Raw genomic sequence first — 23,173 nt, 5'->3', positions numbered from 1 at the left:
CGTCGGGCAGACTCGAAGGAAGCCCCGAAAGCAAACCTCCCGGAAAGAGGGTGAGTCGCGTGGACCGCTGCATTGTCCTGGTGGACGCCGGGTATCTGCTGGGTGCCGCCGCCAGTCTCCTCGCCGGCGAGCCCTCCCGATCCCGGATCACCGTCGACCACGCCGCGCTCATCCAGGCGCTGCGCGACCGCGCGGAATCCGACACCGAGCGTCCACTGCTGCGCATCTACTGGTTCGACGGCGCCCCCGACCGCGTCCCGCAGCCGGAACACCGTCGGCTGCGCGTGATGCCCCGGGTGACCGTCCGGCTCGGTGCCCTGACCCGGAGCGACGGCCGCTGGGCGCAGAAGGGCGTGGACGCGGCCATGCACGCGGAGCTGACCGAACTGGCCCGCAACGGCGCCTGCTCGGACGTCGTCCTGGTGACCGGCGACGGCGATCTGCTGCCGGGCATGATGGCGGCCAAGGAGCACGGGGTCGCCGTCCACCTGTGGGCCGTGCAGGCCGCCGACGGGGACTACAACCAGTCCGAGGACCTGGTCGCCGAGGCCGACGAGCGGCGGGTCCTGGACCGCGCGTGGATCACCCAGGCGGTCCGGGCGAAGGAGCTGACCGGGGTCTGCGCACCGCCGCCCGCGCCGCGGCCGGAGATCGCCGCGATCCTCTCCGCGCCGCTGCCCGACTCGGGGCTCGCGGCAGCCGCCGAGCCGGTGGCCGCCGAGGCCGAGCGGGCACCGGTGCCGGGCGCGGCGGAGAACGGGTCGGCCGAGCGGGTGCCGGCGCCCAAGGGGGTACCCACCCCGAAGGATCTCGCCGCGCTGCGGGCGCCGGGTGCGCAGCCGGTGCAGCATCCGGCCACGGCGACCCTGCGGTGGTCCTCCGACAAGGGGTGGGTGGACCGGCCGGGCGCCGTCGCCGAGCCGGCCGAGGCCGCCTCCATGCCGACGCTGGCACAGCTGACGAGCGCGGAGCAGCGGTGGGCCGACCGGGAGGAGGACATCACGACCGTCGGCGGGGATCCCTACGAGGTCGGACAAGTGTTCGCGCGGCGGTGGATCTCACGGCTGGGCGAACAGAACCACGTGCAGAAGCTGTCCGGGATGTATCCGCGGATTCCGCATCGGATCGACGGGGAGCTGCTGCGGTACGCGGCCCGGTTCGGGCTGCTGGCGCACAAGGACGACCAGATCGACGAACACGACCGGTACGCCATCCGGGCGGGGTTCTGGAGGGAGATCGACGTTCCGGCGGGGGCGACGGAGCACGCGCCGGCCGAATGAGCGCACGCCCCCGAAACGTGCGGCCGGCGGCCCCGAAGGCGAGTGAACGGGGCCGACCCCGTAGTCTCGTCCCTTGTGAGTACGGGCGTGGGTCGGGCACTTCGGCGGCAGGGTGACGTGGCGTGTGCCGTGCGTGGGCTGACCAAGACGTACGCCGCGGTCAGGGGACGGCGCGGGACTCCCGCGGTGCCCGAGGTCCGGGCCACCGACGAGGTCGACCTCGACGTCCGGTGCGGGGAGATCTTCGGGCTGCTCGGACCGAACGGCGCGGGCAAGTCGACCCTCGTACGGCAGCTCACCGGGCTGCTGCGGCCCGACACCGGCACCGTCGAGATCCTCGGGCACGACATCGTGCGGCATCCGGAGCGGGCCGCGCGGATCCTCGCCTACCTCGGCCAGGAGTCCAGCGCCCTCGACGAGCTGACCGTGTCCCTCGCCGCCGAGACCACCGGGCGACTGCGCGGCCTGGACGTACGGCAGGCCCGCGCCGAACGGGACGCGGTGCTGGAGGAGCTGGGGCTCGGACCGCTCGCCGGGCGGGCGATCAAGAAGCTCTCCGGCGGGCAGCGGCGGCTGGCCTGTTTCGCCGCGGCGCTGGTCGGCCGGCGGCCGTTGCTGGTGCTGGACGAGCCGACGACCGGAATGGATCCGGTGGCCCGGCGGGCCGTGTGGGCCGCCGTCGACCGGCGGCGGGCCGAGCACGGCGCGACCGTCGTCCTGGTCACCCACAACGTGATCGAGGCCGAGACGGTGCTCGACCGGGTCGCCGTGCTCGACCAGGGGCGGGTCATCGCCTGCGACACCCCGGCCGGGCTCAAGGAACGGGTCGCGGGCGAGGTACGGGTGGAACTGGTCTGGCGGGACCGGGCCCCCCTGGACGTGCCCGAGGTGGCCGTCCTGCGGGAGCGTGCCGTCGAGTCCGGCCGGCGCTGGACGCTGCGGCTCGCGCCCGAGGAGGCGCGTGCCGTCGTCGCCACCGTGACCGGCGGGGCCGCCTTCGCGGCCCTGGACGACTTCACCCTCGCCACTCCCAGCCTGGAGGACGTCTATCTGGCGCTGGGCGGCGCCGCACGGCAGGGGCTGGTGAAGGCATGAGCGTGAACGCCGGGACGACCGGGCCCGTACGGGAAGGCGCGGCGGCCGTAGGTGCCGTGGATGCCGTTGGGAAGAGGAGCTGCGCGACGTGAGTGTCGTACCCGCGGAGGTTCTGCCGGGCGGTGCCCTGGCCCTGGAGGAGACGGTGCCGGGCGCGGCGGCCGAGCTGGGCCCGCGCGCGCGTCTGTGGCCGTCGCTGGCGGCCGTCTACCGGGCGCAGCTGTCCCGTGCCCGGGTGGCGCGGATCCCGCTGCTGTTCGTCGCGACCTTCCAGTCCGTCGGCATCATGATCATGATGCGCGGTGTGGTGGACAGCCGCGGCGAGGCCCAGTCCGTGGTGGCGGGGTCGTCGGTGGTGGTCGTCGCCTACGTGGCCCTGAACCTGCTCGCGCAGTACTTCGGGCAGCTGCGGGCCAGCGGCGGCCTCGACCACTACGCCACGCTGCCGGTGCCGCCGGCCTCCGTGGTGCTCGGAGCGGCCGCGGCGTACGCCTCCTTCACCGTGCCGGGGACGCTGGTGACGGCGGTCTTCGGGTGTGTGCTGTTCGGACTGCCGCTGAGCAACCTGTGGATTCTACTGGCCGTGATCCCGCTGGCGGGGGCCGCCCTGTCCGGGCTCGGCGCCGCCTGCGGACTGCTCGCGCCCAGGCCCGAACTGGCCACGCTGCTGGGGCAGTTGGGCATGTCGGCGGCGCTGCTGCTCGGTGTGCTGCCGCCCGACCGGATGCCGGGGATCATTCAGTTCGCGCGCGACCTGCTGCCGTCGACGTACGGCGTGGAGGCCTACGCCCGGACCTTCGGGGACCGGCCCGACTGGGCCGTCGTCCTCGCTGACCTCGGCGTCTGCGCCGGAGTGGGGGTCGTCTCGCTCGCCGTCGCCACCTGGGCGTACCGCCGGGCCGCCGTCCGGTGACGCGCCGCACAGGCCGGCCTGGCACGATGTCAGGGTGACCGCACCGTTGACGCCGCCTCCGCCGCCCCACGACCAGTCCCCGCACCAGGCCTGGCAGGCGCCGCCGCCTGCCGGGACGGCCGAAGCAGAGTACGGACAGGACGGTCCCGGAATGAAGACCGAACTGCGTCAGGCCGGGGTGATCGTTCTCGCGGTGGCGGTGAGCGGGGTGCTGCTCGGGCTGCTGTGGCTGTGGCTGGCGCCGCACGTCCCGCTGGTGGGGGACCACACCGCCAAGGGCTGGGTGGTCTACCTGGAGGACAGCGAGGGTGAGCAGGCGGTCGGGGTGGACGGAACGTTCACGCTGCTGGCGCTGGCGTTCGGTGCGGTGAGCGCGGCGGTGGCGTTCCTGTGGCAGCGGCGCGGAGGCGTGCCGCTGGTGGTGGCGCTGGGGGTCGGCGGGCTGCTCGGGTCGCTGCTGGCGTGGCGGCTGGGGGTGTGGCTGGGGCCGGAACACGACGTGATCGCGCACGCGAAGGCCGTGGGCAAGGGGGTCACGTTCTCGGCGCCGCTGAAGCTGGGGGCGAAGGGCGCGTTGCTGGCATGGCCGCTGGCGGCGTTGCTGGTGCATCTCGGGCTGACGGCGCTGTTCGGCCCGCGGGACCCGGAGCCGCCCTACGAGAACGGCCCGTACGCGGCTCCGCCGGCCTGAGCGACCCAGGGGCGCGGGGAACCGCGCGATCAGCCCGGGACGGGCCGCGGTCGGCAGTCCCCCGTACCCCCGCCCGCTATGCCGGACGGCGACCGTGGTTCGCGTGGCCCTTCTTCGTGCGCCACCTGCGTTTGCGTGTCTTCTTCGACATGTCTTCCGTAATTAACCGAGAACGGGAGCCGCGTCGAGGGGTCACGCACGCCCGATCGGTGCCACGGTCGCGTCCGTGAGGCCGGCCAGGGACTCCGGGGACAGCTCGACCTCCAGGCCGCGACGGCCCGCCGAGACGCAGATCGTGGGGTGCGAGGAGGCCGACGCGTCCAGCACCGTGGGGAGCTTCTTGCGCTGGCCCAGCGGGGAGATGCCGCCACGGACGTAGCCCGTCGTGCGCTCGGCCAGCGCCGGGTCCGCCATCGCCGCGCGCTTGCCTCCGACGGCCGCCGCCAGGGCCTTCAGGTCCAGGCTGCCGGCCACCGGGACCACCGCGACCGTGAGCGCGCCGTCCACGTCCGCGACCAGGGTCTTGAAGACCCGGTCGGGGGAGACGCCCATCGCCTCCGCGGCCTCCTCGCCGTAGGACGGGTGGGACGGGTCGTGGTCGTAGGAGTGGACGGTGAAGTCCACGCCCGCCGCGGTCAGGGCCACCGTCGCCGGTGTGCCTCCGGACTGCTGCTTCTTGTTCTGTTTCTTCGGCATGGCAGGGATCCCGGCTCAGTTCAGGCTGGTCGGTGCCCGCGTCAGCTCCGCCGCGGGCAGTGACGGCAGATTACGGATGATCGCCGTCTCGGAGCGAAGCAGTTTCAGCTCGTCGCGGAGCCGGGACGCCGTGTCCGGAGCCTGGAGCAGCCGCTGCTTGGTGGGGATGTCGTGCATCATCGCGGCGGCGACCAGGTAGGAGACCACGGACGGTTCGTCGGGGAGCTCGACGCCCGTCGACAGCGAACGCTCCCGCGCCCCCGCCAGCCGCTTCTGGTACTGGCGGAAGGCCCGCAGCACCCCCTCCGCCAGTGCGCCCGCCTCGTCGCCCGGTTCCTCCGGCAGCTCCTCCAGCTCCGCCGTCAGGAACGGCCCCGACGTGTCGACGGAGAGCAGCCGCACCCGGCTGGTCCCGGTCGCCAGCACCTCGAACGTGCCGTTCGCCCGCTCCCGGATCGTCGCCGCGTCCGCCACACAGCCCACCCGGTGGAACGACTTGAGGGGATCGGGACCGAAGCCCGCCGCCGGGCCGCGCTCGGGCCGGGCCGTCGGATCCGGCATGCCCGGCGCGCTCGGTGCCACCTCGAGGCCGTCACGGATCGCCACGACGGCGAACCGGCGCGGTTCCTCCTCGGGGGTCTTCAGGAGATCACGCATCATGGCGCGATAGCGCTCCTCGAAGATGTTCAGCGGCAGCACGAGCCCCGGGAACAGCACCGAGTTCAGCGGGAAGAGGGGAAGACGGACGGTGGTCACGGCGCCACAGCCTAATGGTCATCGGCGGGAACATGTCCGCCGTGCTCGGCCCGTGGGCGCCCCACGCTCCGCCGGGAGGGAACGGGCCCGGTCTCGGCAAGCGGTTCCTCCCCCGCCAGCAGGTGCGCGCGCAGCCGTACGAAATGGCCCAGCGGGTCCTCCGAGAGGCGGTCCCAGGGGAACGACGTGACGTAGGGGCCGATCAGCTGCAGCTGGGTGCGGGCCGCCTCCCAGCGTTCCAGCCGGACCAGCAGGTACATCAGCTTGTTGCGGACCTCGGCCGGCCAGAGGTCGGCCGCCGGGAACCGGCCGGAGAGGGCGATCGCCCGGTCCGCCGCGGCGTCCAGGCGGGCGCGCGGCACCTCGGGGCCGCAGCCGTCGGCGAGGTAGGCGAACGCGGCCCGGGCCGGGAGTGCCTGCACCAGGGAGTCGGCAGGGGCGTCCTGGGCGGCCAGGTCGGCGAAGTCGAAGCACTCGCCGTGCGAGCCGTGCCAGTACGTGCCCAGATAGCGCAGCGCCGCCTCGTGGCAGCCGTAGTGGTGCGGGGCGCGCCGGACCGCCGCCTCCCACAGCTCCTCGAAGTACTTGTGACCGGCGTCGGAGCCCCGTGCGTGGTCGAGCGCCACCCGCCACGGCACCGGGTCGCGGTCGTCGCCGCGGGCGGCGGCCGTGATCAGTGGACTCACCGCGCGTAGCAGCTCGGTCCGGGCCGGGGAGGGCCAGGCCTGGTCCACCGCCAGCTGGGCCCGCAGCAGGAGCAGGTCCGGGTCGTGCGGAGCGGCCGCGGCCCAGTCGCCCAGCCACTCGGCCCGGGACCGGGCGAAGAGGGCGATCCGGTGCACGTACCGGTCCCGGGCCTCCCACTCGGCCGCGGCTCTGGTGCCGGCCAGCAGCCGGGCGGCGGGCCGGTACTCGCCCCGGCCGGCCGCGACCAGCACGGGGGCGAGCCGCTCGTCGGGCGCGTCGAGGAATACCTCGTCGTCGGCCGGCAGCGGGCCGAGGGCGGGGCGCGGGGTGGTCCTTGCCGTCCGCGCGGAACGGAACAGCACACGCAGCGAAGCCATGGTGTCGCCATTGAAAGTCGGCAGGTCGGGCGGGCGCCAGACCACCAGGCCAATTCCGTGAAAGTTGTAGCGTTCCAGGTCAAGGAAAGGCAAAAGGTGACTGGTGCTCATCTAGGTGACTGGTGCTCATCTGTGGGGTACCTGTCGGCCGTACCCGTCGCGCTAGACGCGCCTCAGCAGCCGCGTGGCCCCCGCCGCGACCGTCGTCGCCAGGATCCAGCCCAGCAGGATCATCACGGCGGCCGCCCACTGCCAGCCGCCGCTCAGGCGCCACTGGCCGACCTGGCCCAGATCGATCACCGGCAGCAGCAGGTCCAGGACGAACAGCGCGGGGTCCCAGACCGGATGCCCGCCGGCGGTCATCGGCGGATGCGGGGCGTGCGCGAAGGCGAGCGTGCCCGCCGCCCACAGCACGGCCATCCACACCGCCGCCCGGCCCGGCCGGTAGCCGTAGGCCACCGTCAGGTCCTGCACGTACCCCCACAGTTTGGCGGCGACCGGCAGCGTCTCGCGGCGCCGGCGCTGCTTGGCGAGCTGCACCTCGCGCGCGTCCTCGTCCTCGCCGGCGGCCCGCAGCACGGTCGCCAGCCGCTCGTACGGCTCCGGGTTGTACTCGGCGGTCGCCGCCGCCACCCAGTCCAGCCGCCGGGTCAGCGGGAACGGTCCCTGCGGAACCAGGTTCTCGTAGCCGAAGCCGCCCATGTGCAGCCGGCCGGGCCCCGGCCAGCTGGTCGCCCGGTCCACCAGGTTCACCGTCCGGGCGCCCGACAGCACCACCCGGCCGCGCTCTGGTTCCTCCCCGAGGAACCGCAGCTCCGGCGCCTGCACCCGGCGCAGCGACAGCTCATGGTCGTCCGTGAAGGCGAAGCGCGCCCGCTCCAGGTCGACGGCGTCCCCGAACCGTCCGTCGTCCAGCCGGACCCCGCCCTGGCACTCGAAGCGCTGGATCCGGGTGCCGCGCGCCGGGGTGGTGCCGCTCAGCCAGGGGCCGCCCACTCCGGCCGGGGTCAGGTACAGCGTGCGGCCGACGGTCAGCTGCGGCGCGTTCAGCGCGAACCGCCCGTTGGGATTGCGCAGCCGCGCCCCGCGCAGGCTCAGCGAGACGCCCACCTTGGCGCTGCGCAGGCTCAGCTCCCCGTACGACTCCAGGAGCTCCGCCTGCAGGTCCTGCCCGACCGTCATGCCGTCCGCCGCGATCGACCGTCCGCTGCGGTCCCGGTAGACCACCGCCTGGTTCAGCAGCAGATCGGTGCCGATGTGCGCGTCGGTCAGCCGGACCCCGCCGAGGAAGCGGCAGCGCGGCAGATGCAGGTCGCCCTCGGTGCGCACCCGGGCCGCCTCCAGACGTGGGACCGCGCAGTCGACCAGCCGCACGGTGGTGAAGTGCGCCTCCGGCAGCAGCACCTCGTCGTCGAACCGGCAGCCGCGCAGCTCCACGTACGGAGTGACCGTGCCGCCCGCCAGGTCCAGGGCGCCGGTGATCCGCAGACCGGCCAGCTTCATCGCGGCCACCCGCCCCGCCAGCGCCTGCGGCCCGTCGAGCAGCAGCCAGCAGACGATCCGCGCCCGTACGGTCCGCTCCGGCCCCCAGGGGTGGCCGCCGTGCGGATCGTCCGTCTGCGCGTCGCCGCTGCTCAGGTCGTACACACTGCCGTTGCGGAAGGCCTGCCACATGCCGGCCTCGGCCGCGGTCAGATCGTCCGGCAGCTCTCCGTCCCGGACCCCCTCGGTCACGGCACTTCCTTCTTCCTCGGCTACTCGACAGTCGCGTGTTCGCCCACCGGTGATGCCCGGTCCGTCACCCCTCGAACACAAGAAGTGAAGGTGATCTTCCGGGTTCCGGCCAGGCTATGTACCGGCCGTCGGCTCACGTTCTGTATCAGCCATTGATACGCGCGGACGGGCCCCGAGTGCCGTCTGAGAGAATTGAGCCCGTGATCTCCCGAATCGATCTGCGCGGTGACGCCCTCCCCGAGGGACTCGCCCTGCGCGACCTGCTGCCCCGAGCCGACTTCGACGTCTCGGCCGCCCTGGAGAAGGTGCGTCCGATCTGCGAGGCCGTGCATCATCGGGGCGACGCGGCGCTGATCGACTTCGCCGAGAAGTTCGACGGGGTCACCCTGGAGCAGGTCCGGGTCCCGGCCGAGGCCCTGGCCAAGGCGCTTCGGGAGCTGGACCCGGCCGTGCGCGCGGCCCTGGAGGAGTCCATCCGGCGCGCCCGTCTGGTCCACCGCGAGCAGCGCCGTACGAGCCACACCACCCAGGTCGTGCCCGGCGGGTCCGTGACCGAGAAGTGGGTGCCCGTGGAGCGCGTCGGGCTGTACGCGCCCGGCGGCCGGTCGGTCTACCCGTCCTCCGCGGTCATGAACGTGGTGCCCGCGCAGGAGGCCGGTGTCGAGTCCATCGCGCTCGCCTCGCCCGCCCAGGCGGAGTTCGGCGGGCTGCCGCACCCCACGATCCTCGCCGCCTGCGCCCTGCTCGGCGTCGACGAGGTGTACGCGGCCGGCGGCGCCTCCGCCGTCGCGATGTTCGCGTACGGCACCGAGTCCTGCCCGCCCGTCACCATGGTCACCGGCCCCGGGAACATCTGGGTCGCCGCCGCCAAGCGCTACTTCACCGGCCGGATCGGCATCGACGCCGAGGCCGGCCCCACCGAGATCGCGGTCCTCGCGGACGCCACCGCCGACCCGGTGCACGTCGCCGCCGACCTGATCAGCCAGGCCGAGCACGACCCGCTGGCCGCCGCCGTCCTGGTCACCGACTCATTGGACCTCGCCGACGCGGTGGCCAAGGAGCTGGAACCGCAGGTCGCGGCCACCAAGCACGTCGACGACCGGATCGTGCCGGCCCTGCGGGGCAGGCAGTCCGCGATCGTCCTGGTCGACGGCGTCGAGGAGGGCCTGCGGGTCGTCGACGCGTACGGCGCCGAACACCTGGAGATCCAGACCGCCGACGCCGCCGCGGTGGCCGGCCGGGTGCGCAACGCGGGCGCGGTCTTCGTCGGGCCCTGGGCCCCGGTCTCCCTCGGCGACTACGCGGCCGGCTCCAACCACGTGCTGCCCACCGGCGGCTGCGCCTGCCACTCCTCCGGGCTGTCCGTGCAGTCCTTCCTGCGCGGCATCCACATCGTCGACTACACCGAGGACGCGCTGGCCGAGGTCGCGCACCACGTGGTCACGCTGGCGGACGCGGAGGACCTGCCGGCACACGGCGCGGCGATCAAGGCGAGGTTCGGGTGGAAGGTACCGGCGAGCAAGTGAACTTCGGAATCGACGATCTCCCCGTACGGGACGAGCTGCGCGGCAAGTCCCCCTACGGCGCGCCCCAGTTGGACGTCACCGTACGGCTGAACACCAACGAGAACCCCTACCCGCTGCCCGAGCCGCTGGTCGAGCGGATCGTCGAGCGGGTGCGCGAGGCCGCCCGGGACCTGAACCGCTACCCCGACCGGGACGCGGTCCAGCTCCGCACCGAGCTGGCCAGGTACCTGACCAGGACCGGCAACCACCCGCTCGCCCTGGAGAACGTGTGGGCCGCCAACGGCTCCAACGAGGTCATCCAGCAGCTGTTGCAGACCTTCGGCGGCCCCGGCCGGACCGCGATCGGCTTCGAGCCGTCGTACTCGATGCACTCGCTGATCGCCCGCGGCACCGGCACGGGCTGGATCTCCGGACCGCGTGAGGACGACTTCACCCTCGACGTGGCGGCCGGCACCCGCGCGATCGCCGAGCACCGGCCCCACGTCGTGTTCATCACGACCCCCAACAACCCCACGGGCAACGCGGTGCCCGCCGAGACGGTCCTCGCGCTGTACGACGCGGCCCAGGCGGCCCGGCCGTCCATGGTGATCGTCGACGAGGCGTACGTCGAGTTCAGCCACGGCGACTCGCTGCTGCCGCTGCTCGAAGGTCGGCCGAATCTCGTCGTCTCGCGGACCATGTCGAAGGCCTTCGGCGCGGCCGGGCTGCGCCTCGGCTACCTCGCCGCGCACCCCGCGGTGGTGGACGCCGTGCAGCTCGTCCGGCTGCCGTACCACCTGTCGGCGATCACCCAGGCGACCGCGCTGGCCGCCCTCGAGCACACCGACACGCTGCTGAAGTACGTCGAGCAGCTGAAGACCGAACGGGACCGGCTGGTCGCCGAGATGCGGGCGATGGGCCTGGAGGTCACCGAGTCCGACGCCAACTTCGTGCAGTTCGGGCGGTTCGAGGACCCGCACCGCGTCTGGCAGCGGATTCTCGACCACGGGGTCCTGGTCCGCGACAACGGCGTGCCCGGCTTCCTGCGGGTGTCCGCCGGAACCCCCGAGGAGAACGACGCGTTTCTCGACGCGGTACGTGAAGTCAAGAAGGAGCTGGACGCATGACCCGCGTAGGGCGCGTGGAGCGCACCACCAAGGAGACCTCGGTCCTGGTCGAGATCGACCTCGACGGCACCGGGAAGACCGACGTCGCCACCGGTGTCGGCTTCTACGACCACATGCTCGACCAGCTCGGCCGGCACGGACTGTTCGATCTCACCGTGAAGACCGACGGCGATCTGCACATCGATTCGCACCACACCATCGAGGACACCGCCCTCGCCCTCGGCGCCGCCTTCAAGCAGGCGCTCGGCGACAAGGTCGGCATCTACCGCTTCGGCAACTGCACGGTCCCGCTGGACGAGTCCCTCGCCCAGGTCACGGTCGACCTGTCCGGCCGCCCGTACCTCGTCCACACGGAGCCGGAGCAGATGGCCCCGATGATCGGTGAGTACGACACCACCATGACCCGGCACATCCTGGAGTCCTTCGTGGCCCAGGCCCAGGTCGCACTCCATGTGCACGTGCCCTATGGGCGCAACGCACATCACATCGTGGAATGCCAGTTCAAGGCGCTCGCCAGGGCGCTGCGTTACGCCTCCGAGCGCGACCCGCGCGCGGTCGGCATCCTCCCCTCGACGAAGGGCGCGCTGTAAAGCCATGACCGGGCTGTCCACCATACTGATCGTCGTCGGCCTCTTCCTGGTCGGCGGAATCATCTCCTTCGTCAAGCAGAAGATGCCCACCAGCCTGATCGTGCTGCTGTCGATCGGCGCCGCGATGTGCCTGGTGGCGGGCGTCGTGAGGCTGGAGGTGTGGAATTGAGCGGATCCGCCAAGAAGGTCGTCGTCTTCGACTACGGCTTCGGGAACGTCCGGTCCGCCGAGCGCGCCCTCGCCCGCGCCGGGGCCGACGTCGAGATCACCCGTGACTTCGACGAGGCGATGAACGCGGACGGGCTGCTGGTGCCCGGCGTCGGCGCCTTCGCCGCCTGCATGGAGGGCCTGCGCGGGGTCCGCGGGGACTGGATCATCGACCGGCGGCTGTCCGGAGGACGGCCGGTGATGGGCATCTGCGTCGGCATGCAGATCCTGTTCGCCCGCGGCATCGAGCACGGCGTGGAGACCGAGGGTCTCGAGGAGTGGCCCGGCTCGGTCGAGCCGCTGCAGGCCGAGATCGTGCCCCACATGGGCTGGAACACCGTGGACGCACCGGCCGGCTCCGAGCTGTTCGCGGGCCTGGACGCCGACGCCCGCTTCTACTTCGTGCACTCCTACGCCGTCCGGGACTGGTCGCTGGAGACGCACAACCCGTCGCTGCGGGCCCCGCTCGTGACCTGGTCGACGCACGGCAAACCGTTCGTGGCCGCCGTGGAGAACGGCGCGCTGTGGGCCACCCAGTTCCACCCCGAGAAGTCCGGCGACGCCGGCGCCCAGCTCCTCACCAACTGGATCGGAACACTGTGAGCACGCTCGAACTCCTCCCCGCCGTCGACGTCCGCGACGGGCAGGCCGTCCGCCTCGTGCACGGCGAGTCGGGAACCGAGACCTCCTACGGCTCGCCCCTGGAGGCCGCCCTCGCCTGGCAGCGGTCGGGTGCCGAGTGGCTGCACCTGGTCGACCTGGACGCCGCGTTCGGCACCGGTGACAACCGCGAGCTGATCGCCGAGGTCGCCCGCGCGATGGACATCAAGGTGGAGCTGTCCGGCGGGATTCGCGACGACGCCTCGCTGGCCGCCGCGCTGGCCACCGGCTGCCGCCGGGTGAACCTCGGCACGGCCGCCCTGGAGAGCCCGGAGTGGGTCGCCAAGGTCATCGCCGAGCACGGCGACCAGATCGCGGTGGGTCTGGACGTCAAGGGCACCACCCTGCGCGGCCGCGGCTGGACCCGCGACGGCGGCGACCTCTACGAGACGCTGGCCCGCCTCGACCAGGAGGGCTGCGCGCGGTACGTCGTCACCGACATCGCCAAGGACGGCACTCTCCAGGGCCCGAACCTGGAGCTCCTGAGGAACGTCTGCGCGGCGACGGACCGGCCGGTCGTGGCCTCCGGCGGCGTGTCGTCGCTGGACGACCTCCGTGCGCTGGCCGGGCTGGTGCCCCTCGGCGTCGAGGGCGCCATCGTCGGAAAGGCCCTGTACGCCAAGGCGTTCACCCTGGAAGAAGCACTGGAGGCGGTGGCCCCGTGAGTGAGCTGCGACGTGTCGTGACGGGCGCCCCGTGGGAGGATGCCTTCGGGTACTCCCGCGCGGTGGAACTGCCCAACGGGCTGGTGCTGGTCGCCGGCTGCACCTCGATAGTGGACGGCGAGATCGCCGGGGGCGGTCCCTACGAGCAGACCGTCAACGCCTTCAACGTCGCGTTCGCGGCGCTCGGGCAGCTGGGGCTCGGCCGTGACGATGTGGTGCGGACGCGTATGTACGTCACCCACGCACGGGACGTGGACGATGTCGGGCGCGCCCACAAGGAGCTGTTCGACACCGTCCGGCCGGTCGCATCCATGATCATCGTCTCCGGCTTCGTGGACCCCAGCCTGGTCGTCGAGGTCGAGGTGGAGGCATACCGGCGGGAGGCCACGGCATGACCCTCGCGGTCCGAGTCATCCCCTGCCTGGACGTGGACAACGGCCGGGTCGTCAAGGGCGTCAACTTCCAGAACCTGCGCGACGCGGGCGACCCGGTCGAGATGGCCAAGGTGTACGACGCGGAGGGCGCCGACGAGCTGACCTTCCTGGACATCACCGCGTCCTCCGGCGACCGCGAGACCACCTACGACGTGGTGCGCCGCACCGCCGAGCAGGTCTTCATCCCGCTGACCGTCGGCGGCGGTGTGCGCACCGCCGAGGACGTCGACAAGCTGCTGCGGGCGGGCGCCGACAAGGTGGGCGTCAACACCGCGGCGATCGCCCGCCCGGAGCTGATCCGGGAGATCGCGGAACGCTTCGGCCGGCAGGTCCTGGTCCTGTCGGTGGACGCCCGCCGCACCCCCGGGGGCACCTTCGAGGTCACCACCCACGGCGGCCGCCGCGGCACCGGCATCGACGCGGTCGAGTGGGCGCACCGGGCCGCCGAGCTGGGCGCGGGCGAGATCCTGCTCAACTCGATGGACGCCGACGGCACCAAGGACGGCTACGACCTGGAGATGATCACGGCCGTCCGCAAGCAGGTCACCGTCCCGGTCATCGCCTCGGGCGGTGCCGGCAAGCTGGCCGACTTCGCCCCGGCCGTCGGCGCGGGCGCGGACGCCGTCCTCGCAGCCTCCGTCTTCCACTTCGGCGACCTGCGCATCGGCGAGGTCAAGCAGACCCTGCGCGCGGCGGGCCACCTGGTGCGCTGACACCCGGCGAGCCGTCCCGCCGGGGGAGTGTCAGTCCTTCGGCTGGGCGAGCTGGATCAGGTTGCCGACCGTGTCGTCCAGGACGGCTGCGATCACCGGGCCCTGTTCCTGGGGCTCGTGCTCGAAGCGGACGCCGAGGGCGCGCAGCCGGTCGTGCTCCGCCTTGATGTCGTCGACCGAGAAGACGATGGCCGGCAGGCCCGCCTCGTACACGGCCTTGCGGTAGGGCTCCGCGATGGCGCCCTGGCCGGGCTCCAGGAGCAGCTGGAGGTCCGGCTGGGCGCCGCCGGGCGCGCCGACCGTGATGAACAGGGTGCCGCCGCCGAGGTCCAGCCGGGTGCGGGTCTCGAAGCCGAGGACATCGGTGTAGAAGGCGTGCGCCGCGACCACGTCGTCGACGTAGACGCTGGTCATCGCGACCTTGATCATCGCCGGCTCCTCAGATGCCCAGCTGCTTGGACTCGTGCAGCTTGGCGATCGCGTTCTCGTCGCCGTCCAGCGCGACCTTCGCCGCGTTCTGCCGGCCGAAGGCGAACATCAGCAGCTCGGAGGGCTCGCCGGTCACCGTCACCACCGGGGCGCCGCGATGGGCGACGGCCGTCTGGCCGTCCGGACGGCGCAGCACCAGACCCGTCGGCACGCCCCTGCCCAGCAGCCGGGCGGTGCGCTCCAGACGGGACCACAGGGCGTCCTGGAAGACGGGGTCCAGCTCGCGCGGCGACCAGTCCGGCTGGGCGCGGCGGACGTCCTCGGTGTGGACGTAGAACTCCACCGTGTTCGCCGCCTCGTCGATCTGCTTGAGCTGGAACGGCGAGAACCGCGGCGGCCCGGTACGGATCAGCTGGATCAGCTCCTCGTACGGCTTGGCGGCGAACTCGGCCGTCACCTTCTCCAGGCGTGGCGCGAGCTGCTTGAGCAGCGCGCCCCCGGCCGCGTCCGGCCGCCGTTCGCGCACCACCACGTGTGCGGCGAGATCACGGGTCACCCAGCCCTCGCAGAGGGTCGGCTCCTCGGGACCGGCGGTCTCCAAGAGGTCGGCGAGCAGAAGCCGTTCACGCTTGGCGAAGGTCGACATGCTGCCAGCCTAAGGCCCCGCGCACGGTCCGGACAGTGGACACGGTCCGTGACTGTCGGCGCCGCGCGGCACAATGGCACCCATGACCAGTACGACCGGTACGCCCCCGCCCAGCGGCCTCGCCCCGGAGGTCGCCGCCCGCCTCAAGCGCAGCGCCGACGGCCTCGTGCCCGCCATCGCCCAGCAGTACGACACGGGCGAGGTACTGATGCTCGGCTGGATGGACGACGAGGCGCTGCACCGCACCCTCACCACCGGCCGCTGCACCTACTGGTCGCGCAGCCGCCAGGAGTACTGGGTCAAGGGCGACACCTCCGGCCACTTCCAGTGGGTCAGGTCCGTCGCCCTCGACTGCGACGCCGACACCCTGCTGGTCAAGGTCGACCAGGTGGGCGCCGCCTGCCACACCGGCGACCGCACCTGCTTCGACGCCGACGTGCTCCTCGAGGACGGCGCCGGTTCCGGCGTCCCGGCCTCCGGTCAGTAAGGTCTGCCGCCATGGAACTGGAGACCTTCCGCAAGCTGGCGACCGACCGGCGTGTCATCCCGGTCACCCGCAAGCTCCTCGCCGACGGCGACACCCCGGTCGCGCTCTACCGCAAGCTCGCCGCCGAGCGCCCCGGCACCTTCCTGCTGGAGTCCGCCGAGAACGGCCGCACGGCGTACCAGTGGTCCCGGTACTCCTTCGTGGGCGTCCGCTCCGCGGCCACCCTCACCGCCCGGGACGGCCAGGCCCACTGGCTCGGTGCCCCACCGGTCGGCGTTCCCGTCGACGGCGACCCGCTGACCGCCCTGCGCGCCACCATCGAGGCCCTGCACACCCCGCACACGGAGGACCTGCCCCCGTTCACCGGCGGCATGGTCGGCTACCTCGGCTACGACATCGTGCGCCGCCTGGAGAAGATCGGCCCGGGGGAGCGGGACGACCTGGGGCTGCCCGAGCTGACCATGCTCCTCACCAGCGACCTCGCGGTGATGGACCACTGGGAGGGCTCGGTCCTGCTGATCGCCAACGCGATCAACCACAACGACCTCGACACCGGCGTCGACGAGGCCTACGCCGACGCGATCGCCCGCCTGGACGCCATGGAGGCGGACCTCTCCCGCCCGGTCGCCCAGCCCCCGGCCGCCCTGCCCCCCTCCGAACTTCCCGAGTACACCGCCCTGTGGGGCGGCCCCGACTTCAAGGCGGCGGTCGAGGACATCAAGGAGCGCATCCGCGCGGGCGAGGCCTTCCAGGTGGTCCCCTCGCAGCGCTTCGAGACCCCGTGCACGGCCGGCGCGCTGGACGTCTACCGCGTGCTGCGGGCCACCAACCCCTCGCCGTACATGTACCTGCTCCGCTTCGAGGGCTTCGACGTCGTGGGATCCAGCCCGGAGGCCCTGGTCAAGGTCGAGGACGGGCGGGCCATGGTCCACCCCATCGCCGGCACCCGGCCGCGTGGGGCCACCCCGCGCGAGGACCAGGACCTCGCCGACGAGCTGCTGGCCGACCCCAAGGAGCGGGCCGAGCACCTGATGCTCGTCGACCTCGGCCGCAACGACCTGGGACGGGTCTGCGAGCCGGGCTCCGTCGAGGTCGTCGACTTCATGTCCGTCGAGCGGTACTCGCACGTCATGCACATCGTCTCGACGGTCACCGGAAAGGTCGCCGAGGACCGCACGGCCTTCGACGTCCTCACCGCCTGCTTCCCGGCCGGCACCCTCTCCGGCGCCCCCAAGCCCCGCGCGATGCAGATCATCGACGAACTGGAGCCGTCCAGAAGGGGGTTGTACGGCGGCTGCGTCGGCTACCTCGACTTCGCGGGCGACTCCGACACCGCCATCGCCATCCGTACCGCCCTGCTGCGGGACGGCACCGCCTACGTCCAGGCGGGCGCAGGCATCGTCGCCGACTCCGACCCGGACGCGGAGGACCAGGAGTGCCGGAACAAGGCCGCGGCGGTGCTGCGCGCGGTGCACACGGCCAACAGACTGGGCAAGTAGGGCGCTTCTCACCCAACCCCGGGTGACCGTTCGCCCGGGGTTCAAGCCATAGTGGAGTACGTGACTGCTGCTCCTCACCCCCGTTCCGAAGCCGCCGCGCACAGCGGGTCCGGCCGCCGCAGCCTCGCCGTGGCGCTGTTGTTCGGCGCACTCGGCGCGGCCGTCGCCCTGCTGTCCACCCGGCAGCGCTGGGCGGAAGGCACCGCGACGGTGGCCGGTGGCGCCTTCCCGCTGACCGCCAAGGGCAGCGACGTCACGGGCGTTCCCGCGGCCCTCGCCATAGTGGGCCTCGCCGCGCTCGTCGCCGTCTTCGCCGTCCGCAGGGCCGGCCGCTTCCTGGTCTCCGGGCTCCTCGCCCTCTCCGGCGCCGGCATCGTCCTCGCCGCCCTGGCGGGCGCCTCCGACGGCTCCGCGCTGGACGAGCGGGCCGCCGAGGCCAGCGGCGACACCTCCGCCACGGTCGACGCCCTCAGCCACACCGGCTGGCCCTACGTCGCCGTGGCCGGCGGCGCGCTCATCCTGATCGCCGGACTGCTCGCACTGCGCTACGGCCGCCTCTGGCCGGCCATGTCCGGCCGCTACGAGCGCGGCACGGGTGCGCAGCGGCCGCGCCGCGCGCCCAAGCCGGTCGATCCCGACCGTCCCGAGGACATCTGGAAGGCCCTGGACCGGGGCGAGGATCCCACTGGCGCGTAGCGCCTCGTTCGGGGGCGTCCTTGTCCAAGGGCACGAGGGCGCCGACCCGCGGGCGCCGGAAACCGATGTGGCGCATCAGACGCCACCCCTGCTCCCGGCACACCCGTGCGTACGGGACAATGGAGCAAGAGCGTCCGGAACGGACCCGTACGAGCGCGGCCACGGACGGCACGTACGACACGCACCAGCTAACGAGGAGCAAGTCATGGCGGGCAGCAGCCACGGTCACACCCCGGCCGCCTGGACGGGCGTCACCATCGCCTTCATCGGTTTCTGCGTCGCGGGCGCCTTCATGGTGATGGCCCAGCCGCTCGGCTTCTGGGCCGGCATGGTGATCGTGGTCCTCGGCGGCGTGGTCGGCATGATCATGCGCGCCATGGGCCTCGGCATGCCGAAGCAGACCGCTCTGGTGACGCGTACGGCCCCGGCCGCCACCCGCGAGCCGGTGGGTGCCGAGAGCTGACGAGCAGCGTCTTGCGAGGGGCGTCCCGAACCGTCGGGACGCCCCTCGCGCGCGCGTGCCGACCGTAGGGGGCACAATGCGAGGCGTGAACGCCGACACCTCCAGCGCGGCCGCCCCGGCGCCGCCCTCCCTGCGCGCGCGGCTGGCCGTGCCCGCCGGGGTGCTGGCCGCCGTCGTCGGGGCCTTCGCCTACGTCGGCACGGTCGACCCCAACCAGGCCGGCCACTACCCGGTCTGCCCCCTCTACCGGCTCACCGGCCTGTACTGCCCCGGCTGCGGCGGCCTGCGCAGCGCGCACGCCTTCGTCCACGGCGACCTCCTGGCCGCGCTGCGGGACAACGCGGCGGGCGTGGCCGCCTATCTGGCCTTCGCCGTGGTGTGGACCGTCTGGGTGGTGCGCGCGGTACGCGGCCGGCCGGTGCGGATCGAACTCACACCGGTGCCGATGTGGACCCTGGGCGCGTTGCTGCTGGTCTTCACCGTTGTCCGGAACCTGCCGGTCGGCGGCTGGTTGCATCCTTGATCGACTGGCGAACGTCCAGGTAGAGGGGACCGCCGGCGGCCGGATGCGAGGTCGGTGCCCTCCTGCGGATACCATCGGTATGACCATGGGTTTTGACCCTCACGGGTTGTGACCCACTCGGAAGAACCGCCCGGAACGGAAGGGGACCGCTCGCGTGAGTGTGCTCGACGAGATCATCGACGGAGTCCGTGCCGACCTCGCGGAGCGGCAGGCGCGCGTCAGCCTCGACGAGCTCAAGGAACGCGCGGCGAAGGCCCCGGCGGCCAAGGACGGCGTGGCCGCCCTGCGCGGCGAGGGCGTCAAGGTGATCTGCGAGGTCAAGCGATCCAGCCCGTCCAAGGGCGCGCTGGCCGCGATCGCCGACCCGGCCGGGCTCGCCGCCGACTACGAGGCGGGCGGCGCGGCCGTCATCTCGGTCCTGACCGAGCAGCGCCGATTCGGCGGCTCGCTGGCCGACCTGGAGGCGGTCCGGTCCCGCGTGGACATCCCGGTCCTGCGCAAGGACTTCATCGTCACGTCGTACCAGCTGTGGGAGGCCCGCGCGTACGGCGCCGACCTGGCGCTGCTGATCGTCGCCGCCCTCGACCAGCCGGCCCTGGAGTCGCTGATCGAGCGCGCGGTCTCCATCGGCCTCACCCCGCTCGTCGAGGTGCACGACGAGGACGAGATCGAGCGCGCGGTCGACGCGGGCGCCAAGGTGATCGGCGTCAACGCGCGTGACCTGAAGACCCTGGAGGTCGACCGCTCCACCTTCGAGCGGGTCGCCCCGGAGATCCCCGACACCGTCGTCAAGGTCGCCGAGTCCGGCGTCCGCGGCCCGCACGACCTGATCGCCTACGCCAACGCGGGCGCCGACGCGGTCCTGGTCGGCGAGTCCCTGGTGACCGGCCGCGACCCCAAGTCGGCGGTGGCCGACCTGGTGGCGGCGGGCGAACACCCCGCGCTGCGGCACGGCCGGGGCTGATCACCCGCTAGGCTGGCAGTGATGACTCCCACCGCGACGACCATGGACCGGCACGCCCGCCTCGCGCGCGGCTGCCGCCCCAGGGGCTGCCGAGCCCCCGCGAGGCGTGTCCACGGCCGCCGGGTGCGGTACGTCATCGGTGACGAACCCGGGCAGGTGAACGGCCGTCGATGGCAGCGCGCCCTCAGGGGCGCGGGGCAGTATGTGCGGCTACGCCGCGCAGGCGCGAGCAACCACTGACGGCTCGCGGCCATCCGACATGTCTCCGCCCCCACGGCGAACAGTGTCTTTTTCCCACACACTCACCGTGAGGTTTTCGCATGCCCAGCGATTTCTTCTTCCCTGACCCCACCGGCCAGGTGCCCAGCGTCGAGGGCTACTTCGGCGCGTTCGGCGGCAAGTTCATCCCGGAGGCCCTCGTGGCCGCCGTGGACGAGGTCGCCGTCGAGTACGACAAGGCCAAGAACGACCCCGAGTTCGCCCGCGAGCTCGACGACCTGCTGCTCAACTACACGGGCCGTCCGTCCGCGCTCACCGAGGTCCCCCGGTTCGGCGCGGAGGCGGGCGGCGCCCGGATCTTCCTCAAGCGCGAGGACCTCAACCACACCGGCTCGCACAAGATCAACAACGTGCTCGGCCAGGCCCTGCTCACCAGGCGCATGGGCAAGACCCGGGTGATCGCCGAGACCGGCGCCGGCCAGCACGGCGTCGCGACCGCCACCGCCTGCGCGCTGTTCGGCCTCGACTGCACCATCTACATGGGCGAGATCGACACCGAGCGCCAGGCCCTGAACGTGGCCCGGATGCGCATGCTCGGCGCCGAGGTCATCGCCGTGAAGTCCGGCAGCCGCACCCTGAAGGACGCCATCAACGAGGCGTTCCGAGACTGGGTGGCGAACGTCGACCGCACCCACTACCTCTTCGGTACGGTGGCGGGCCCGCACCCCTTCCCGGCCATGGTCCGCGATTTCCACCGGGTCATCGGCGTCGAGGCCCGCCGTCAGCTCCTGGAGCGCGCCGGACGGCTCCCCGACGCGGCGATCGCCTGCGTCGGCGGCGGTTCCAACGCCATCGGCCTCTTCCACGCCTTCATCCCGGACGAGGGCGTCCGTCTCATCGGCTGCGAGCCCGCGGGCCACGGCATCGCCACCGGCGAGCACGCGGCCACCCTCACCGCGGGCGAGCCCGGCATCCTGCACGGCTCCCGGTCCTACGTCCTCCAGGACGAGGAGGGCCAGATCACCGAGCCGTACTCGATCTCGGCCGGTCTGGACTACCCGGGCATCGGCCCGGAGCACTCCTACCTCAAGGACTCCGGCCGCGGCGAGTACCGCGCGGTCACCGACGACGCGGCCATGCAGGCCGTGCGTCTGCTGTCCCGCACCGAGGGCATCATCCCGGCCATCGAGAGCGCGCACGCCCTCGCCGGCGCCCTGGAGGTCGGCAGGGAACTCGGCGAGGACGGGCTGATCGTCGTCAACCTGTCCGGCCGCGGCGACAAGGACATGGACACCGCCGCACGCTACTTCGGGCTGTACGACACCGACGCCGAGGTCGCGGCCGACGCCGCCGACACCGCCGAGATCGAGGGGGACGCCAAGTGAGCGGGAACATGCGACTGCTGAACGACACCCTCGCCGGTGCGAAGTCCGAGGGCCGCGCGGCGCTCATCGCCTACCTCCCGGCCGGGTTCCCGACCGTGACCGGCGGCATCGAGGCGATCAAGGCCGTCCTGGACGGCGGCGCGGACGTCGTCGAGGTCGGGCTGCCGCACAGCGACCCGGTCCTGGACGGTCCGGTCATCCAGACGGCCGACGACATCGCCCTGCGCGGCGGCGTCAAGATCGCTGACGTCATGCGCACGGTCAGGGAGGCCCACACGGCCACCGGCAAGCCGGTCCTCGTCATGACGTACTGGAACCCCATCGACCGCTACGGGGTCGAGCGCTTCACCGCGGAGCTGGCCGAGGCGGGCGGCGCGGGCTGCATCCTGCCCGACCTGCCCGTCCAGGAGTCCGCCCTGTGGCGGGACCACGCGGAGAAGCACGGCCTCGCGACGGTCTTCGTCGTGGCGCCCAGCAGCAGGGACGAGCGGCTCGCGCAGATCACGGCGGCCGGCAGCGGCTTCGTCTACGCGGCCTCCCTGATGGGCGTCACCGGCACCCGTGCGTCGGTCGGCGCACAGGCCCAGGACCTGGTGGAACGCACCCGGGCCACCGGTACGGAACTGCCCGTCTGCGTCGGCCTCGGGGTCTCCGACGCGGCCCAGGCCGCCGAGGTCGCCGGCTTCGCCGACGGCGTGATCGTCGGCTCCGCCTTCGTGAAGCGGATGCTGGACGCGCCGGACGAGGCCGCCGGCCTGGCGGCCGTCCGGGAACTGGCCGGTGACCTGGCCAGGGGCGTGCGCGGACAGGCCGGGGGACCGGCGTAAGGAACACCGCGCATCGGTCGGTCACTCGAACGGGTGGACCTGGGACCGGGGAGGCGCGGTGCGCCTCCCCGGTTCGTTCTGGTGGTGTGAGCGAGAAGAATCGTGACGGAAAGCCGACGGCCCGTGAGCGGCTGGCGGCCGACCGCGAGAAGCAGAAGGCCGCGGAGAAGCGGCGGCGCGCGCTGATCGTGGGCGCGAGCGTCGTCTGCGTCCTGGGCCTGGCCGCGGTGATCGGCGTGGTCGCGGCGAACGCGGGCAAGGACAAGAGCAGCGAGAGTTCCGGGCCGGTCGTGGCGCCCTCGGGAGCACAGGGCAAGGACAGCCTCGCGATCCCGGTCGGCAAGGACGACGCCAAGGCCACGCTCACCGTCTGGGAGGACTTCCGCTGCCCGGCCTGCCAGGCCTTCGAGGCGGCGTACCGGCCGACGCTCCACGAGCTGACCGACTCCGGCAAGCTCAGGATCGAGTACCACCTGGTCACGCTGATCGACGGCAACCTCGGCGGCAGCGGCTCCCGGAACGCGGCCAACGCGGCGGCCTGCGCCCAGGACGCGGGCAAGTTCCGCGACTTCCACGACGCGCTGTACGAGAACCAGCCGAAGGAGACCGACGACGCCTTCTCGAACAACGACAAGCTGATCGGGCTGGCCGGCAAGGTACAGGGCCTGAACACGCCGACGTTCCAGAAATGTGTCAGGGACGGCAAGCACGACGCCTGGGTCGCGAAGTCCAACGAGGCCTTCCAGGCGGCCAAGTTCGGCGGCACCCCGACGGTTCTGCTGGACGGCAAGAACATCTACCAGGACCAGACCATGACCCCGGCCAAGCTGCGGCAGCTCGTGGAGGACGCCAACAAGGGGTGAGCGGGGTAAGCATTTCTCACGCCCCTGTTATGGACCCGTAGC

Annotated in this window: 28 protein-coding genes; 22 read left to right on the top strand and 6 right to left on the bottom strand. The window is 72.5% G+C overall.

What is annotated here, in order from left to right:
* Positions 1 to 59: 59 nt before the first annotated feature.
* The 4 genes from ACFXI4_RS11475 (at position 60) to ACFXI4_RS11460 (ending at position 3,979) form a co-directional block, all read left to right on the top strand.
* Positions 60 to 1,280 (top strand): NYN domain-containing protein, encoded by a 1,221-nt coding sequence (locus ACFXI4_RS11475; RefSeq protein WP_384989568.1) that lies wholly within the window; start codon positions 60 to 62, stop codon positions 1,278 to 1,280.
* Between the two features lie 75 nt (positions 1,281 to 1,355).
* A complete protein-coding gene (locus ACFXI4_RS11470; protein ID WP_384989566.1) occupies positions 1,356 to 2,375 on the top strand; it encodes an ABC transporter ATP-binding protein in 1,020 nt (339 codons plus the stop codon).
* An 88-nt stretch (positions 2,376 to 2,463) separates the two neighbouring features.
* Complete coding sequence (locus ACFXI4_RS11465; RefSeq protein WP_384989565.1) at positions 2,464 to 3,288, top strand: ABC transporter permease; 825 nt, start codon at positions 2,464 to 2,466, stop codon at positions 3,286 to 3,288.
* Positions 3,289 to 3,322: 34 nt separating this feature from the next.
* The gene (locus ACFXI4_RS11460) at positions 3,323 to 3,979 is read left to right on the top strand and encodes an AAA family ATPase (RefSeq protein WP_384989563.1); all 657 of its coding nucleotides are present in this window, start codon (positions 3,323 to 3,325) and stop codon (positions 3,977 to 3,979) included.
* A 192-nt stretch (positions 3,980 to 4,171) separates the two neighbouring features.
* Here the strand turns inward: ACFXI4_RS11460 and ybaK are convergent, their stop codons facing one another.
* The 4 genes from ybaK to ACFXI4_RS11440 all read right to left on the bottom strand — a co-directional run bounded on the left by ybaK (position 4,172) and on the right by ACFXI4_RS11440 (position 8,169).
* Positions 4,172 to 4,675 (bottom strand): Cys-tRNA(Pro) deacylase, encoded by a 504-nt coding sequence (gene ybaK, locus ACFXI4_RS11455; protein WP_362730435.1) that lies wholly within the window; start codon positions 4,673 to 4,675, stop codon positions 4,172 to 4,174.
* Positions 4,676 to 4,690: 15 nt separating this feature from the next.
* Entirely contained in the window at positions 4,691 to 5,431 is a 741-nt protein-coding gene (locus ACFXI4_RS11450; RefSeq protein ID WP_384989562.1) for an LON peptidase substrate-binding domain-containing protein, read from the bottom strand.
* Positions 5,432 to 5,442: 11 nt separating this feature from the next.
* Entirely contained in the window at positions 5,443 to 6,495 is a 1,053-nt protein-coding gene (locus tag ACFXI4_RS11445) for a hypothetical protein (protein ID WP_384989560.1), read from the bottom strand.
* Between the two features lie 162 nt (positions 6,496 to 6,657).
* Positions 6,658 to 8,169, bottom strand: coding sequence for an oxidoreductase (locus tag ACFXI4_RS11440; protein ID WP_384989791.1), 1,512 nt, complete (start codon positions 8,167 to 8,169; stop codon positions 6,658 to 6,660).
* Between the two features lie 260 nt (positions 8,170 to 8,429).
* Here ACFXI4_RS11440 and hisD point away from each other — a divergent pair, with 260 nt between their 5' ends.
* From hisD to hisF, 8 genes are read left to right on the top strand one after another with little or no spacing between them, the layout of a single operon-like run.
* Entirely contained in the window at positions 8,430 to 9,755 is a 1,326-nt protein-coding gene (gene hisD, locus ACFXI4_RS11435; protein WP_384989558.1) for a histidinol dehydrogenase, read from the top strand.
* On the top strand, positions 9,752 to 10,861 hold the full coding sequence (locus ACFXI4_RS11430) for a histidinol-phosphate transaminase (RefSeq protein ID WP_384989556.1): 1,110 nt from the start codon (positions 9,752 to 9,754) through the stop codon (positions 10,859 to 10,861). The genes hisD and ACFXI4_RS11430 overlap by 4 nt, the downstream gene beginning before the upstream one ends.
* On the top strand, positions 10,858 to 11,451 hold the full coding sequence (hisB, locus tag ACFXI4_RS11425) for an imidazoleglycerol-phosphate dehydratase HisB (protein ID WP_384989555.1): 594 nt from the start codon (positions 10,858 to 10,860) through the stop codon (positions 11,449 to 11,451). Before ACFXI4_RS11430 ends, hisB begins: the two co-directional genes overlap by 4 nt.
* A 4-nt stretch (positions 11,452 to 11,455) precedes the next feature.
* Positions 11,456 to 11,620, top strand: a complete 165-nt coding sequence (locus ACFXI4_RS11420; protein ID WP_351732562.1) for a hypothetical protein — start codon at positions 11,456 to 11,458, stop codon at positions 11,618 to 11,620.
* The gene (hisH, locus tag ACFXI4_RS11415; RefSeq protein ID WP_384989553.1) at positions 11,611 to 12,261 is read left to right on the top strand and encodes an imidazole glycerol phosphate synthase subunit HisH; all 651 of its coding nucleotides are present in this window, start codon (positions 11,611 to 11,613) and stop codon (positions 12,259 to 12,261) included. The genes ACFXI4_RS11420 and hisH overlap by 10 nt, the downstream gene beginning before the upstream one ends.
* Positions 12,258 to 12,983, top strand: coding sequence for a bifunctional 1-(5-phosphoribosyl)-5-((5-phosphoribosylamino)methylideneamino)imidazole-4-carboxamide isomerase/phosphoribosylanthranilate isomerase PriA (priA, locus tag ACFXI4_RS11410; RefSeq protein WP_384989552.1), 726 nt, complete (start codon positions 12,258 to 12,260; stop codon positions 12,981 to 12,983). Before hisH ends, priA begins: the two co-directional genes overlap by 4 nt.
* Positions 12,980 to 13,378 (top strand): RidA family protein, encoded by a 399-nt coding sequence (locus ACFXI4_RS11405; protein ID WP_384989551.1) that lies wholly within the window; start codon positions 12,980 to 12,982, stop codon positions 13,376 to 13,378. The genes priA and ACFXI4_RS11405 overlap by 4 nt, the downstream gene beginning before the upstream one ends.
* Positions 13,375 to 14,130 (top strand): imidazole glycerol phosphate synthase subunit HisF, encoded by a 756-nt coding sequence (gene hisF / locus ACFXI4_RS11400; protein WP_384989549.1) that lies wholly within the window; start codon positions 13,375 to 13,377, stop codon positions 14,128 to 14,130. The genes ACFXI4_RS11405 and hisF overlap by 4 nt, the downstream gene beginning before the upstream one ends.
* Before the next feature lie 30 nt (positions 14,131 to 14,160).
* On the opposite strand, the gene ACFXI4_RS11395 is transcribed toward hisF, so the two are convergent.
* Complete coding sequence (locus ACFXI4_RS11395; protein ID WP_384989547.1) at positions 14,161 to 14,559, bottom strand: VOC family protein; 399 nt, start codon at positions 14,557 to 14,559, stop codon at positions 14,161 to 14,163.
* Between the two features lie 10 nt (positions 14,560 to 14,569).
* Positions 14,570 to 15,205, bottom strand: coding sequence for a TIGR03085 family metal-binding protein (locus ACFXI4_RS11390; protein WP_384989546.1), 636 nt, complete (start codon positions 15,203 to 15,205; stop codon positions 14,570 to 14,572).
* 82 nt (positions 15,206 to 15,287) lie between these two features.
* Between ACFXI4_RS11390 and hisI the strand changes: the two genes are divergently transcribed.
* From hisI to ACFXI4_RS11340, 10 genes are all read left to right on the top strand, one after another.
* Positions 15,288 to 15,692 carry a phosphoribosyl-AMP cyclohydrolase gene (gene hisI / locus ACFXI4_RS11385; protein WP_362727064.1) on the top strand — a complete coding sequence of 135 codons (405 nt, stop codon included), beginning with the start codon at positions 15,288 to 15,290 and terminating at the stop codon, positions 15,690 to 15,692.
* Between the two features lie 11 nt (positions 15,693 to 15,703).
* On the top strand, positions 15,704 to 17,191 hold the full coding sequence (locus ACFXI4_RS11380; protein ID WP_362727061.1) for an anthranilate synthase component I: 1,488 nt from the start codon (positions 15,704 to 15,706) through the stop codon (positions 17,189 to 17,191).
* Between the two features lie 51 nt (positions 17,192 to 17,242).
* A complete protein-coding gene (locus ACFXI4_RS11375; RefSeq protein WP_384989544.1) occupies positions 17,243 to 17,887 on the top strand; it encodes a TIGR02234 family membrane protein in 645 nt (214 codons plus the stop codon).
* 205 nt (positions 17,888 to 18,092) lie between these two features.
* Positions 18,093 to 18,350 (top strand): HGxxPAAW family protein, encoded by a 258-nt coding sequence (locus ACFXI4_RS11370; RefSeq protein ID WP_384989542.1) that lies wholly within the window; start codon positions 18,093 to 18,095, stop codon positions 18,348 to 18,350.
* Between the two features lie 76 nt (positions 18,351 to 18,426).
* Positions 18,427 to 18,873 (top strand): DUF2752 domain-containing protein, encoded by a 447-nt coding sequence (locus tag ACFXI4_RS11365; RefSeq protein ID WP_384989540.1) that lies wholly within the window; start codon positions 18,427 to 18,429, stop codon positions 18,871 to 18,873.
* Positions 18,874 to 19,027: 154 nt separating this feature from the next.
* Positions 19,028 to 19,837, top strand: a complete 810-nt coding sequence (gene trpC / locus ACFXI4_RS11360) for an indole-3-glycerol phosphate synthase TrpC (protein ID WP_362728530.1) — start codon at positions 19,028 to 19,030, stop codon at positions 19,835 to 19,837.
* A 21-nt stretch (positions 19,838 to 19,858) separates the two neighbouring features.
* Positions 19,859 to 20,077 (top strand): tryptophan biosynthesis modulator TrpM, encoded by a 219-nt coding sequence (gene trpM, locus ACFXI4_RS11355; RefSeq protein WP_384989538.1) that lies wholly within the window; start codon positions 19,859 to 19,861, stop codon positions 20,075 to 20,077.
* 80 nt (positions 20,078 to 20,157) lie between these two features.
* Positions 20,158 to 21,441 (top strand): tryptophan synthase subunit beta, encoded by a 1,284-nt coding sequence (gene trpB / locus ACFXI4_RS11350; RefSeq protein ID WP_384989536.1) that lies wholly within the window; start codon positions 20,158 to 20,160, stop codon positions 21,439 to 21,441.
* Positions 21,438 to 22,268, top strand: coding sequence for a tryptophan synthase subunit alpha (gene trpA, locus ACFXI4_RS11345; protein ID WP_384989534.1), 831 nt, complete (start codon positions 21,438 to 21,440; stop codon positions 22,266 to 22,268). Before trpB ends, trpA begins: the two co-directional genes overlap by 4 nt.
* Before the next feature lie 86 nt (positions 22,269 to 22,354).
* Positions 22,355 to 23,131: a DsbA family protein gene (locus ACFXI4_RS11340; protein ID WP_384989532.1), complete on the top strand. Its 777-nt coding sequence runs from the start codon at positions 22,355 to 22,357 to the stop codon at positions 23,129 to 23,131.
* The last annotated feature ends 42 nt before the right edge of the window (positions 23,132 to 23,173 follow it).

The sequence above is a fragment of the Streptomyces sp. NPDC059224 genome (assembly GCF_042754285.1).
GTDB lineage: Bacteria > Actinomycetota > Actinomycetes > Streptomycetales > Streptomycetaceae > Streptomyces.
This window is presented reverse-complemented; position numbering and strand designations above follow the sequence as displayed.